The sequence below is a fragment of the Stutzerimonas sp. VN223-3 genome, from assembly GCF_045999685.1.
Classification (GTDB): Bacteria; Pseudomonadota; Gammaproteobacteria; order Pseudomonadales; family Pseudomonadaceae; genus Stutzerimonas; species Stutzerimonas stutzeri_AR.
The window spans coordinates 188275-200561 of sequence record NZ_RBEC01000002.1; the positions used below are offsets into that span (position 1 = coordinate 188275).

Sequence of the window (12287 nt, forward strand, 5' to 3'; positions counted from 1 at the left end):
CAACATGACCACTATCAACGGCATCCCAGTCATCGACACCGACGTGCTGGTCATCGGCGGCGGCACCGCCGGCCCGATGGCCGCCGTGACCGTCAAGGAGCAGGACCCGAACCTCAAGGTGATCCTGCTGGAGAAGGCCAACGTGAAGCGCTCCGGCGCGATTTCGATGGGCATGGACGGCCTCAACAATGCCGTGGTCCCCGGCCACGCCACGCCCGAGCAGTACGTCAAGGAAATCACCATCGCCAATGACGGCATCGTCCACCAGCCGGCCTTGATGGCCTACGCGACTCGCTCGTTTTCGATGATCGAAAAGCTCGACTCCTGGGGCGTGCATTTCCAGAAGGACGAAACCGGCGATTACGACATGAAGAAGGTGCACCACCTGGGCACTTACGTGCTGCCGATGCCCGAAGGCCATAACGTCAAGAAGATCCTCTACCGCCGCCTGCGCCGCGTGCGCGTGGAGATCGAGAACCGCTTCCAGGCCACCCGCCTGCTGAAGGATCCGGACGGCAACATCGCCGGCATGATCGGGGTGAACACCCGCACCGCCGAGCCGATCATCATCCGCGCCAAGGCGGTGATCATGGCCACCGGCGCCGCCGGGCGTATCGGCCTGCCGAACTCCGGCTACCTGTTCGGCACCTACGAAAATCCGGCCAACTGCGGCGACGGCCATGCCATGGCTTACCACGTCGGCGCCGACCTGGTGAATCTGGAGTGCTTCCAGGTCAATCCGTTGCTCAAGGACTACAACGGCCCGGCCTGCGCCTACGTCACCGGTCCGCTCGGCGGCTTCACTGCCAACGCCTACGGCGAGCGCTTCATCGAGTGCGATTACTGGTCCGGACAGATGATGCTGGAGTTCTTCAAGGAGCTGGAATCCGGCACGGGACCTGTGTTCCTCAAGCTCGATCACCTGGCCGAGGAAACCATCCAGGAAATCGAAACCGTCCTGCACACCAACGAGCGTCCGACCCGCGGCCGTTTCCACGAAGGTCGCCACATCGACTATCGCCAGCGCATGGTGGAAATGCACATCTCCGAGATCGGCTTCTGCTCCGGTCATTCCGCTTCCGGCGTGTGGACCGACGAAACCGGTGCCACCACCGTGCCCGGTCTCTACGGCGCCGGCGACATGGCCTCGGTGGCGCACAACTACATGCTCGGCGCCTTCGTTTATGGACAGATCTGCGGCGAAAGCGCGGCGACGTTCGTCAAGGAGCGCAGCGAGCCCGTGCTCGACGAAGCCTTCATCGCCGCCGAGCTGGCGCGCATCCAGGCGCCGCTCCTGGTCAAGGACGGCATTCCACCCGAGCAGATGGAATACAAAGTGCGCCGCCTGGTGAACGACTACCTGCAGCCGCCGAAAGTGACCAAGAAGATGGAGATTGGCCTGGAGCGCATCCTCGCCGTGCGCGAAGACGTGCCGAAGCTCGCCGCCGCCGATCCCCATGAACTGCTCCGGGCGCTGGAAGTGCAATCGATCATCGACTGCGCCGAGATGGCCGCCCGCGCCTCGCTGTACCGCACCGAATCGCGCTGGGGCCTGTACCACTACCGCGTCGACTTCCCCGAGCAGGACAACGCCGAGTGGTTCTACCACAGCCGCCTGTTCAAGGACGCCAACGGCCAGATGGCCCACGGTAAGCGCCCGGTCGCCGACTACGTCGTCCCGCTGGGCGAAGAGAAGGACGCCTACAGCAAGCTGCGGGTGAAAAAGGCCGCCAATGCCTGATACCCGTAAGGCCGTATTCACTCGGCCGCAACCTGATGCCAAACGGGCGAATGAATTCGCCCCTACAGCGAAGCGGGTCGCCCCGAACCCGCTCGACTGGAACCGAGGAGATACACCATGCCCGTAGCCAACCACCGCTCTGCCGTCCCGGTCGTCGTGGATGAAGAGAAATGCATCGCCGAGAAGGGCTGCCGCGTCTGCATCGACGTCTGCCCGCTGGACGTCCTGTGGATCAACCCGGACACCGGCAAGGCGCACATGAAATACGACGAGTGCTGGTACTGCATGCCCTGCGAGACCGACTGCCCGACCGATGCGGTCAAGGTGAACATTCCCTACCTGCTGCGCTGAGGAGCCGCTGATGAAGACCTATGACGATCCGATGCTGCAGGAAATTGCTGAAAACCTGGCGTCTGAAGACCCCGGCATCCGTCGCGTTGCCGTACTTGAGCTGGTCGATTGCGGCGAGCCGGAAGCCGCCGAATTGCTGATCCTCGCACTCAATGACCCCGACCCCGCGGTGCGTCAGGAAGCGGCCAAGGTGGTCGATGAGTTCGACGCGGTGGACATCGCCGACGCGCTGATCGCTGCCCTGCAGGACAGCAACGAGGTGGTGCGCAACGCTGCTGCCCACGCGTTGGCTGATCTGAAAGACCCGGCCGCCGCCATGCCGCTGCTCGAAGCGCTGGAGGGCACGGACGACCCCTTCGTCGTCGCCGGCATCCTGCGGGCAGTGAAACCGCTGCGCAATCCGGCCGCGCAGGCGCCGGCACTACGGCGCATACAGGCAACCGATGCCGGCGTACGTCGCGAGGCAGTAGCGGTGCTCGGTTGGCTCAAGCAGACCGAAAACCTACCCGCGTTGATGGAGCGCGCCGGGCACGACGAGGACGCCGAAGTCCGCCGCGCCGCCACCGGCGCCCTGGTATACGCCACGCCCGAACAGGTCGGCCCGACACTGGTCGGCCTGCTACATGACGAGCACTGGCAGGTGCGCGTCGAAGCGGCGGTCAGCATCGGCAAGCTCAATTACCAGGCGGCGCTGCAGCCGCTGGTCGATGCCACACACGACAGCTTCTGGCAGGTCCGTGAAAAAGCGGTGGACGCCCTCGGCAAGCTCGGCTCCGTCGGCGCCATCCCGGCGCTCGGCATCTGTGCCCGCGACCCGATGAGCAACCTGCGCAAGGCCGCCATCGGTGCCCTCGGCGCGATCGGCCACAGCGACGGCCGCCCGTTCGTCGAAGCCGCCATGGACGACCCGGACCCGGACGTACGCAAGCTGGCGCGCTGGGCCATGTCGAAACTCGACGCCGCCGCCTGAGATCAGCGCTGTGCTTCCGCCCCCTCTCCCCTCTGGGAGAGGGGCTGGGGTGAGGGGCAAGACGCACCAGAGGAGCCAAGAACAAGACGTAGGGCGACGAGCAATTCGCCGATCGGTATTGCCGCCAAGCACATTCGGCGGGCTGAAGCCCGCCCTACAGATTTGGCGCGTTAAGCGATTTACAGACTCGACGCGACGGTGCGGGGCTCCGCAAAAAGGCCGCCCCTGCACCGCCGTCGAGATCCGCGCCGCTCCTGCCCCCTCTCCCCTCCGGGGAGAGGGCTGGGGTGAGGGGCCGGCCGCAACAGAGGAGTGTATGAGATGACCTATGTCGTTACTGAAAACTGCATCCGCTGCAAGTACACCGACTGCGTCGAAGTCTGCCCGGCGGACTGCTTCCACGAGGGGCCGAACTTTCTGGTGATCAACCCCGAGACCTGCATCGACTGCAGCCTCTGCGCACCGGAATGCCCAGCCGACGCGATCTTCGCCGACAACGCGCTGCCGGCCGATCAGAGCCATTTCATCGAGCTCAACGCCGAGCTGGCCGAAGTCTGGCCGGTGATCACCCAGACCAACAGCCCGCTCGCCGAAGCCGACACCTGGGTCGATCAGGGCGACAAGCTGCAGTTTCTGGAGCGCTGAGCTGTGCCCGAACTTGTCATGACGAGTTGGTTTCGCTGTGTCCTGCTGGCGTTGGTAATCGGCAGCGCCGCGCTGATCGGCAGCGCCCGGCCGGTGGAAGACCAGAGCCGCTCTGTCAGAGCCCCGGAAACCCCTGCCCTGATGATGCCGGACGGGTATCCGCCGCGCCTGTTACGCACTTTTTCCAAGATTGCTTGAGGAATTGCCCATGACCACCCAGACCCTGATCGCCCCACCCACGGAAATCCGCCTGCGCAAGGCGCAAAAGATGCTCGAAGTGCTCTGGTCCGACGGCGTGCGCAGCCAGCTCAGCTGCCTGGCGCTGCGCAAGTCCTGCGCCTGCTCGATGTGCGCCCAGGCGCAGCAACGCGGCATGCTGACACTCATCGATGCCGACGTCGGCGTCGATCGGCTGGAGGTGTCCGGCGTCAGCGGCGTGCAATTTCACTTCAGCGACGGCCATTACCGTGGCCTGTATCCTTGGGCCTATCTGCGTGAACTGGGCGAGCGCCTGCAATGAACACGCGCGCCCAGCAACTGCTCGCGCCGCCCTTCGCCGTCGTCTGTCGGCTGTATCCCGGCGCGGCGCTGTGCATGGTGCTGGCCCTGGCCGGCAGCTTTCTGGCCGAACACTACGGCGCGCCCGCGCTCATGCTGGTGCTGCTGCTGGGGTTCGGTTTCGCCAATCAGGCCGCCGATGCGCGCATGCAGGCTGGCGTGACGTTCTGTAGCCGGCAGATCCTGCGCATCGGCGTGGCCTTGCTCGGCGCACGGATCGGAGTCGAGCAACTGCTGACCGTTGGCAGTCTGCCGCTGCTGATGGTGGCGACCAGCGTGCCGCTGACCATCGGCGCCGCGTTACTGCTTGGCCGCTGGCTGGGCCTGCCGACCCTGCACAGCCTGGTCGCCGGCGTGGCGGTGGCGATCTGCGGTGTATCGGCGGCAATCGCGGTGGCGGCGGTGATTCCCGCTGGCCGGCTGGAGGATCGACGGCTGCTCGGTGTGGTGGTCGGCGTCACCGCGCTGGGCACCTTGTCGATGCTCGTCTACCCGCCTTTGCTCGCCACCCTGGGCTATGGCGACGTCGAAAGCGGCCTGCTGCTCGGCGCCAGCATCCACGACGTCGCCCAGGCCGCCGGCGCTGGCTACCTGGTGTCGGAGACAGCCGGCGATGTCGCCACCCTGACCAAGCTGTTGCGCGTCGCCCTGCTGGCTCCGCTGGTGCTGCTGCTTGGCTGGCTACTACGCCGCGGCGATTCCGGCCGCGCCGAATTCCCTCTGTTTCTGCTCGGTTTTCTCGCCCTGTTCGGACTTAACAGCCTCGGCTGGTTGCCGACCGGTTTGCGCGAAGGGCTCGTCGCTGCATCCAATGCGTGCCTGCTGGTTACCATGGCGGCGCTCGGCATGCGCACCACTTTGAGCGAGCTTTTCGCCCAAGGCTGGCGACCGATGCTGCTGCTCGTGGTGCTCAGCGTCGGCCTGCTGTTGAGTGCGATGACGATGATGGCGCTGGCTTCGCCCTGACGATTTTTCCTGCCTCGTTTCCCATTGACTGTTGGAGGTTTTGCCATGGCTGCAATCGGTACCGAAAGCGTTCTCAGCGTTCGTCACTGGAACGACACCCTGTTCAGCTTCACCACCACCCGCGATCCGGGCCTGCGCTTCGAGAACGGTCACTTCGTGATGATCGGCCTCGGCGTCGAGGGCAAGCCGCTGATGCGTGCCTATAGCATCGTCAGCGCGAACCACGACGAGCACCTGGAATTTCTCAGCATCAAGGTGCCGGACGGCCCGCTCACCTCGCGCCTGCAGCATCTCAAGGAAGGTGACCCGATCCTGGTCAGCCGCAAGCCGGTCGGCACGCTGGTCATGCACGACCTGCGGCCCGGCAAACACCTCTATCTGTTCGGCACCGGCACCGGCCTCGCGCCGTTCATGAGCATCGTTCGCGACCCGGAAGCCTACGAGCGCTTCGACAAAATCGTACTGGTGCATTGCGTGCGTGAGGTCAGTGAACTGGCCTACCACGACTACTTGACTCACGAGCTGCCAGAGCACGAATTCCTCGGTGAAGAGGTGCGCGACAAGCTCATTTACTACCCCACCGTCACCCGCGAGCCGTTCCGCAATCAGGGCCGCATCACCACGCTGGTGGAAACCGGCCAGCTCGCCGCCGACATCGGCCTGCCGCCGCTGAACAAGCACAGCGACCGCGTGATGCTCTGCGGCAGCCCGGCGATGCTCGACGCGCTGACCGGCATGCTCGACGAGATGGGTTTCGAAGCGTCGGCGCAGCAGGGCGAACCCGGCGACTACGTGATCGAACGTGCTTTCGTCGAGAAATGAAACTGAGACGGGCCTGTAGGAGCGAGCTTGCTCGCGAAGCTTTTGCGTGGCCTGGGGTCCGCGAGCAAAGCCTCGGCGTTCCCCTCGCTCCTACAAAAGCCATTCAATTTAGCCCTGGAGCACGCCATGACCCTTCACCGCTTTGCGACACCCAGCATCGGTCTGACACAGCAGGCCGAACAAGCCCTGTCACAGTGGGTCGAACCCTGCCTCAGTTGTGACCTTATCAGTGCCGGAGCCGTACGCGAGCTGCGCAGCGACGGTACGCACCTGCATCTGCGTCTTGAGCTGAGCTTTCCAGCAGAAGGCTACCGCGAGTCACTGAGCCGGGCGCTGAAGGCCCTGCTTCTGGCCCATACCAATGCGGCTTCGGTGAAGATCGAGATCGACTGGACCGTCACTGCCGCGCCGGTCACGGCCCAGGCAGTGCCTGGCGTGAAACATTTGATCGCGGTCGCCTCGGGCAAAGGCGGCGTGGGCAAGTCCACCACCGCGACGAATATCGCACTAGCCCTGGCCGCCGATGGCGCGAGGGTCGGCATGCTCGATGCTGATCTCTACGGTCCCAGCCAGCCGCGCCTATTGGGCCTTTCCGGTATGCCGGAAAGCCGCGACGGCAAGCTGGAACCGATGCTCGGCCACGGACTGCAATGCATGTCCATCGGCTTTCTCGTGGATGAAGAAGCACCGGTGATCTGGCGCGGCCCGATGATCACCCAGGCGCTGACCCGGCTGCTGCAAGAAACCCACTGGCAGGAGCTCGACTACCTGATCGTCGATCTGCCGCCTGGCACTGGGGATATCCATCTGACCCTGGCGCAGAAGATGCCGGTCTCCGCCGCGCTGATCGTCACCACACCGCAAGATCTCGCCCTGCTCGATGCGCGTAAGGGCCTGCGCATGTTCGAGAAGGTCAACGTGCCAGTGCTCGGCATCATCGAGAACATGAGCCTGCACGTCTGCAGTCAGTGCGGGCATGAGGAGCACATCTTCGGCAGCGGCGGCGCGCGACGTATGGCTGAGCAGTACGGCAGCGAGTTGCTTGGCGAGCTGCCACTGGACATGCGCATTCGCATCGGCGCCGATGACGGCCTTCCCGTTCTTGTCAGCGACCCCCACGGTAGCCTGGCGCAGGCCTACCTGAACATCGCCCGACGGGCCGCTGCTAGGCTGTCCCTGCGCAGCAGAGAAACACAGGCATCGCTGCCAAATGTGATCGAGGCCTGACCAACCGGCGGGCCAGCTAAGCGCACCCCGCCGGGTGATTTGTCGTATCCGGATAAGCTGCCAGTCAGAGAGGTAAATGCTCGCAAGACGTCACTTTCGAGCAGATTAGCGAGGCCGATGAGGGTGGTGCAGTGCGGCTATTATCAGCGCGGGCAGATCATGTTCACCGTGGCGCTGCTGAAGAGACCCCGCAACCCGACGGCAGGGCCATTGTTCAGGGATTGGCTGGCAATCACTGTCGCCAGTGCACCGCCGACGCGGTGCCAATCAAGCTAGCTGTGCGCGGCGTAATGCTGACGAGCCGCTTGCGTCTATCTAACTCAGTTATCCATGTAGCGCTGCGTAGCCTTTTGCAGCAGTCCCTCTTGCTTCATCTGATCCAAGGTGCGCTGGAGTTTCTGCACTACTTCGTCGGGTGTCTCTTTATTCAGCGCCAGGTAAAGATCGACCCTGTTCAGGGTCAACGCAACCTCCAGAGAACCGATCCCAGCTTGTATCGCTTCGTAATCGCCGGACGGATTGGTTGTCGCCCATAAGTCGAATTTGCCAGCCTTGAGTTTTTCCGGCGTATTGATCAAGGACTTGTGAAGCTCAAATCCGCGATTGATCAAGTATCGACTGCCTACGCTGCCGTCCTTCGAGCCGATGCGGTACTGCTTCGCGTCGTCAAGACTGGCAAGCTGAATAGGGCTTCCAGGCATCTTCAACAGCACGATCTGAATCTCGCTCAACGGGCCAACCCATTTGTATTTGGGTTCGCGCTCCGGCGTGCGGCTAAGGGAAAACACGGCGAAACCAGGCTTTTGCTCGGCTAATTTCTGCAAGCGGTTCCATGGAAAACGAAGCGTCATTTCATAGTCGATACCTGCCCGTTTGAAGAGTTCGGCCACGACATCTGCATCGATGCCGTCAATCGACTCCTCTCGCGCGAAGTTTTTACCGTCAATGGCCATGCTGAACGGTGGAAAGTTCTGCGTTAGCAGGTTGATTTTTACGTCGTCGCTGTTGGCGAAAGCGGAAGGTAAAAACGCGAACAATAAAGTCACGAAAGCGAAGCTAAGTTTTTTATTTTTTATATGCATTTCTAATCCCTAGTTTTCGATTCGAAGCCCCTTTGAATCCAAGCCGTCACCCTTTGGCGCAGCAATCCAGACAAATCCGGCGCGATTAAATGGGCTCCTGCATCACCAATGCGTGTTAGCTGAACCAGCGGGCCGACTTTAGGCTGGAATGGCCCGAGCCTGCACTTGATAAATAAGAGCGCTTGAACTTAGGTCCCATAAAAAGCTTCATCGCACCTCATCCAAACATTGCCTTGAACGATAAGCAGCCAGGTATCGTCGCGTTGGGGATAGAAACGGTTTTTTATTTCGATCCCATTTCCTCATTCGGTATCAATGGACTCGTTTCGGCCTCCGCAGCGCCAAATCGACCGTTTCCCCTAAAGCCAGCGCATCAATCGGCGACCCGACTGATACGCTCCGGCTTTCTCAAAGAGTGCCGTGAACATTTAGTTCTACGAGCAAACGGTCATTCGTCGTAAATCCAGGCGCCATTCGTCGCGTTGCCCCGCGCATGGTGGCACTTGCCGTATGCTCGCCGGCTATCGGAACCGAACAATCCGAACCGCAGTCCGGCATATAAATCGCATCCAACTAGCCCGTACTGCCCAACGCCATGCGATTGGCGTCGCGGGTCTCCCGCGTACAACAGTGGTCCGCCCTTGGGCGGTTGTTTGTCGAAACATCGGGCTTCCCGATTGGATTGTGAAATGAAAAAACCACGTCTGCTACAAGGCCGCCGCGGCCCTGTGCTCTCCGTTTTCATGTCGTTGCTGATCGCCGCTTGTGTGGCCTTCTGGCACTTTCAACCCGCCGCTCCGGCCACCCCTGCGACAGGTGCGGCTGCCAGCATGCTCGAAGCCCTGCAGGATTCAACCGATCCCTGGCAAGCCAACCGCCGCGATCTGTCCGTGCTGATGGGCGATTTGCGTGTCGCGGCTATCGCCAGCGCCGCGCTAGGCAAGGACGCGGTCTATATCAGCCGGCACGATGGCCTGCGCTATTGGGTGCCGGACCAGTCTGGGCGTGTCGCCCAGCTGCTGCTCGATCAATACGCCAGTAGCGAAGGCCAGCTGTTCCCGCTGACGTTGTTCGATACCGACGGCGAGGCGCCCTGGTACAAAGTTCTGGTGCCCTATGCACCTTTCATTCTTCTATTGGTCGGCGCACTCGGCTATCTGGCGATCAAAAGCCAGGCCTTCCGCGTACAGCGCAAGGGCAGCGGCATCAGCTTTGCCGACGTCATCGGCGCCAGCGAAGCCAAGCAGGCGCTCAGCGACGTCACCGATTATCTGCGCGACCCCGCTGCCTACGCTGCGCTGGGCGCGCGTCCGCCAAAAGGCGTTTTGCTGACCGGCGAGCCTGGTACCGGCAAGACCCAACTGGCAAAGGCACTGGCGACCGAGTCCAACGCCAGCTTCATTCAGGTGACCGGCAGCGACTTCTCGTCGATGTACTTCGGTGTTGGCATTCAGAAGGTCAAGGCGCTGTTCCGCACTGCGCGCAAGCAGGCGCCATGCATCATCTTCATCGACGAGATCGACGGCATCGGCAAGCGCGCCGAGCAGCAGCGCTCCAGCGACGCCGAGAGCAACCGCATCATCAACCAGTTCCTCGCCGAGATGGACGGCTTCGATGGCGCCAGCGGCGTGCTGGTGCTGGGCGCGACCAACTTCCCCAACTCGCTGGACCCAGCGTTGGTGCGCGAGGGGCGCTTCGACCGCTCCATCGCGGTCGGCCTGCCGGGCCTGAACGACCGCGAGGCGCTGTTCCGTCTCTACGCAGACAAGATCCGCGCCGAGCAGGAACTGGATTTCGCTCAATTGGCACGCAACACCGTCGGCCTGACGCCGGCCGCCATCGCCTATATCGTCAACCATGCCGCCCTGCTCGCCGCACGTGGCGCGGCGACGGCGGTGACCATGGCGCACTTCGTCGACGCCGTGGAAACCTGCCGCATAGGCGAACAGCCATCGGGCGTGACGCCGATGTCGCCGAGCGATCGCAAACGCATCGCCGTGCACGAAGCCGGCCACGCGCTGGTCGCCGCAGCGCTGAAGGTGGGTCGGGTGGAAAAGGTCACCATCCTGCCGCGCGGCCAGGCACTAGGCGTGACGCTGGTGACACCAGTGGAAGACAAGCGCCTGCATATGGAATCCGAACTGCGCAACCGTATCCAGATGCTGTTGGCCGGGCGTGGTGCCGAGCAGCTGTATTTCCACGAGGTGTCGTCCGGAGCCGGCCAGGATCTGCAAGAAGCTTCGAAGATCGCCCTGTCGATGGTCGGTGCACTTGGGATGGGCCCAACCGGCTCGTTACTGAGCCTGCAGGCCGTGCGCGACGCGCATATCGAGTTCGATTCCGGCGAATCGATTCGCGCGGCGGATAACCTGCTCAAGCAACTGGACCGTGAATGCATGGCGTTGCTGCAGCGGCTCAAACCAGCGCTGGACGAGGTCGCCGACAAGCTACTGGCCGAGGAAACCGTGCCGGGTGAAGAAGTACTGGCAGCTATCGATCGCCTGCCCGAGCATCATCACGACGCCAGCGTCAGCTCGATCATCGGCCATGCCATGAGCAGCATCGACCGCGTCGCGGCCAGTGCCATGGAACACGCCGAGCACTTCGAGCTGGCGCCGATAGAGCAACCCGAGGATGACGGTCCGGGAATGCTTTGAACCAGAAGCTCACCACCCAAACCGAGGGCTTTTACTAACGCGGGTAACACTGCGCATGGTTGCCGTGGATGCACATCACGTCGGGGCTGGCAGATTCGTGGCTGACGCCGGGCGTCGAGCCGCTCAATGCGAGCCCACCACGGCGGCCTCCAGCGCCGCCACACCCGCCAAGCGCCGCGCCAGCACGCCGAAGCGCCGGCGGTACTGCGCCGGCGTCAGGCCCACTTTGCGCCGGAACAGCCGCCCGAAGAATCCGGCATCCTGATAGCCGACCTCCCAGGCGATGGCTTCGACCGGAAGGTCGCCACTTTCCAATAGTTGCTTGGCCTCCTCCAGCCGCAGGGTATGTACGTAATCCAAGGGCGACAGGCCGGTGGCCTGGCCAAAGCGGCGCTGAAAGGTCCGTTCCGGCAAGCCGCTGATCCGTACCATTGCCGCCACCGGCGCTTCGGCCTCGTAGTGCTGCGCAGCCCACTCCTGGCAGCGGGCGATGACCGGATCGGCAAGCTGGCCGGTGCGCATCATCGCGGCATAGGCGAGAGGGCTGGTTGCATCCCAGTCGAACAGGTTCAGCCGCGCCACCTCCATGGCCTCTCTCGCGCCGATGAAACGCGCGATGAGAAAGAGCGCCAGCGCGTGCCAGCTGCTGCCGCTGCCCGACATCACCAGCCGCTGGCCGACCCCCGTAGTAACCAATGCCTTGTCCGGCTGCCAGTGAACCTCGGGATATTCGCGTCGCAGGCAGTCGCAATAGCCCCAGTGCGAAGTGCCTTCGCAGCCTTTCAGCAAGCCGGTGCGGGCCAGCAATATCGCCCCCGAACAGGCCGACGCCAGCGTCGCGCCGGCCTCATAACGCTCACGCAACCACTGAGCCTCCTGGTCATAGCGGTCGTCCAGCGGCTCGAAGGGGCTGATCGCCAGGTTACTGACGATCACCACATCCACCGGCGGCGCGCTGCTCAGACTGGCGTGAGGCTGAATCGGAATACTGTTATATGCCCGCAGCGGTTGCCCGTCGCGGCTGACGATCAGCGGGAAAAAGGGTGATTCGACATCGGTCTGGTTGATCAACTGCTGCCAGTCGCGGCGGGTGCCTAACAGCAGATCGTAGAGACCGAACAGCGTTGAGGCCGTGCTGTCCGGTGTCGCCAGGAGGGCGACGGTCAGGGGTGACAGGCTTTCAGCATGATCCGAGCGTGTCATGGCGGAAATGGCCGTTTTGTTTCCAGGATGGCTTTAGTCCGACTTGCCCGCTACCTCGACTATAG

At 63.0% G+C, this 12287-nt stretch carries 12 protein-coding genes; 10 read left to right on the forward strand and 2 right to left on the reverse strand.

The annotated features are described in order from the left end of the window. Nucleotides 1–4: 4 nt before the first annotated feature. From D7241_RS09705 to apbC, 9 genes are all read left to right on the forward strand, one after another. On the forward strand, nt 5–1741 hold the full coding sequence (locus D7241_RS09705) for a fumarate reductase/succinate dehydrogenase flavoprotein subunit (protein WP_408101349.1): 1737 nt from the start codon (nt 5–7) through the stop codon (nt 1739–1741). A 117-nt stretch (nt 1742–1858) separates the two neighbouring features. Further along, entirely contained in the window at nt 1859–2092 is a 234-nt protein-coding gene (locus D7241_RS09710) for a ferredoxin family protein (protein ID WP_025240110.1), read from the forward strand. Nucleotides 2093–2102: 10 nt separating this feature from the next. Next, nucleotides 2103–3062, forward strand: coding sequence for a HEAT repeat domain-containing protein (locus D7241_RS09715; RefSeq protein WP_408101350.1), 960 nt, complete (start codon nt 2103–2105; stop codon nt 3060–3062). Between the two features lie 321 nt (nt 3063–3383). Then, on the forward strand, nt 3384–3707 hold the full coding sequence (gene fdxA, locus D7241_RS09720) for a ferredoxin FdxA (RefSeq protein ID WP_131651429.1): 324 nt from the start codon (nt 3384–3386) through the stop codon (nt 3705–3707). 18 nt (nt 3708–3725) lie between these two features. Beyond that, nucleotides 3726–3905 carry a hypothetical protein gene (locus D7241_RS09725; RefSeq protein ID WP_408101351.1) on the forward strand — a complete coding sequence of 60 codons (180 nt, stop codon included), beginning with the start codon at nt 3726–3728 and terminating at the stop codon, nt 3903–3905. Nucleotides 3906–3915: 10 nt separating this feature from the next. Continuing rightward, nucleotides 3916–4227, forward strand: coding sequence for a gamma-butyrobetaine hydroxylase-like domain-containing protein (locus tag D7241_RS09730; protein WP_408101352.1), 312 nt, complete (start codon nt 3916–3918; stop codon nt 4225–4227). Beyond that, the gene (locus tag D7241_RS09735; protein ID WP_408101353.1) at nt 4224–5231 is read left to right on the forward strand and encodes a YeiH family protein; all 1008 of its coding nucleotides are present in this window, start codon (nt 4224–4226) and stop codon (nt 5229–5231) included. The genes D7241_RS09730 and D7241_RS09735 overlap by 4 nt, the downstream gene beginning before the upstream one ends. A gap of 45 nt (nt 5232–5276) precedes the next feature. Beyond that, on the forward strand, nt 5277–6053 hold the full coding sequence (locus D7241_RS09740; protein ID WP_408101354.1) for a ferredoxin--NADP reductase: 777 nt from the start codon (nt 5277–5279) through the stop codon (nt 6051–6053). A 126-nt stretch (nt 6054–6179) separates the two neighbouring features. Continuing rightward, the gene (gene apbC / locus D7241_RS09745; RefSeq protein ID WP_408101355.1) at nt 6180–7280 is read left to right on the forward strand and encodes an iron-sulfur cluster carrier protein ApbC; all 1101 of its coding nucleotides are present in this window, start codon (nt 6180–6182) and stop codon (nt 7278–7280) included. Nucleotides 7281–7600: 320 nt separating this feature from the next. Here the strand turns inward: apbC and D7241_RS09750 are convergent, their stop codons facing one another. Next, the gene (locus D7241_RS09750) at nt 7601–8362 is read right to left on the reverse strand and encodes a substrate-binding periplasmic protein (protein ID WP_408101356.1); all 762 of its coding nucleotides are present in this window, start codon (nt 8360–8362) and stop codon (nt 7601–7603) included. A 689-nt stretch (nt 8363–9051) separates the two neighbouring features. Between D7241_RS09750 and D7241_RS09755 the strand changes: the two genes are divergently transcribed. After that, the gene (locus D7241_RS09755; RefSeq protein WP_408101357.1) at nt 9052–11019 is read left to right on the forward strand and encodes an AAA family ATPase; all 1968 of its coding nucleotides are present in this window, start codon (nt 9052–9054) and stop codon (nt 11017–11019) included. 123 nt (nt 11020–11142) lie between these two features. On the opposite strand, the gene D7241_RS09760 is transcribed toward D7241_RS09755, so the two are convergent. Next, the gene (locus tag D7241_RS09760; protein ID WP_408101358.1) at nt 11143–12222 is read right to left on the reverse strand and encodes a GlxA family transcriptional regulator; all 1080 of its coding nucleotides are present in this window, start codon (nt 12220–12222) and stop codon (nt 11143–11145) included. Nucleotides 12223–12287: the final 65 nt, after the last annotated feature.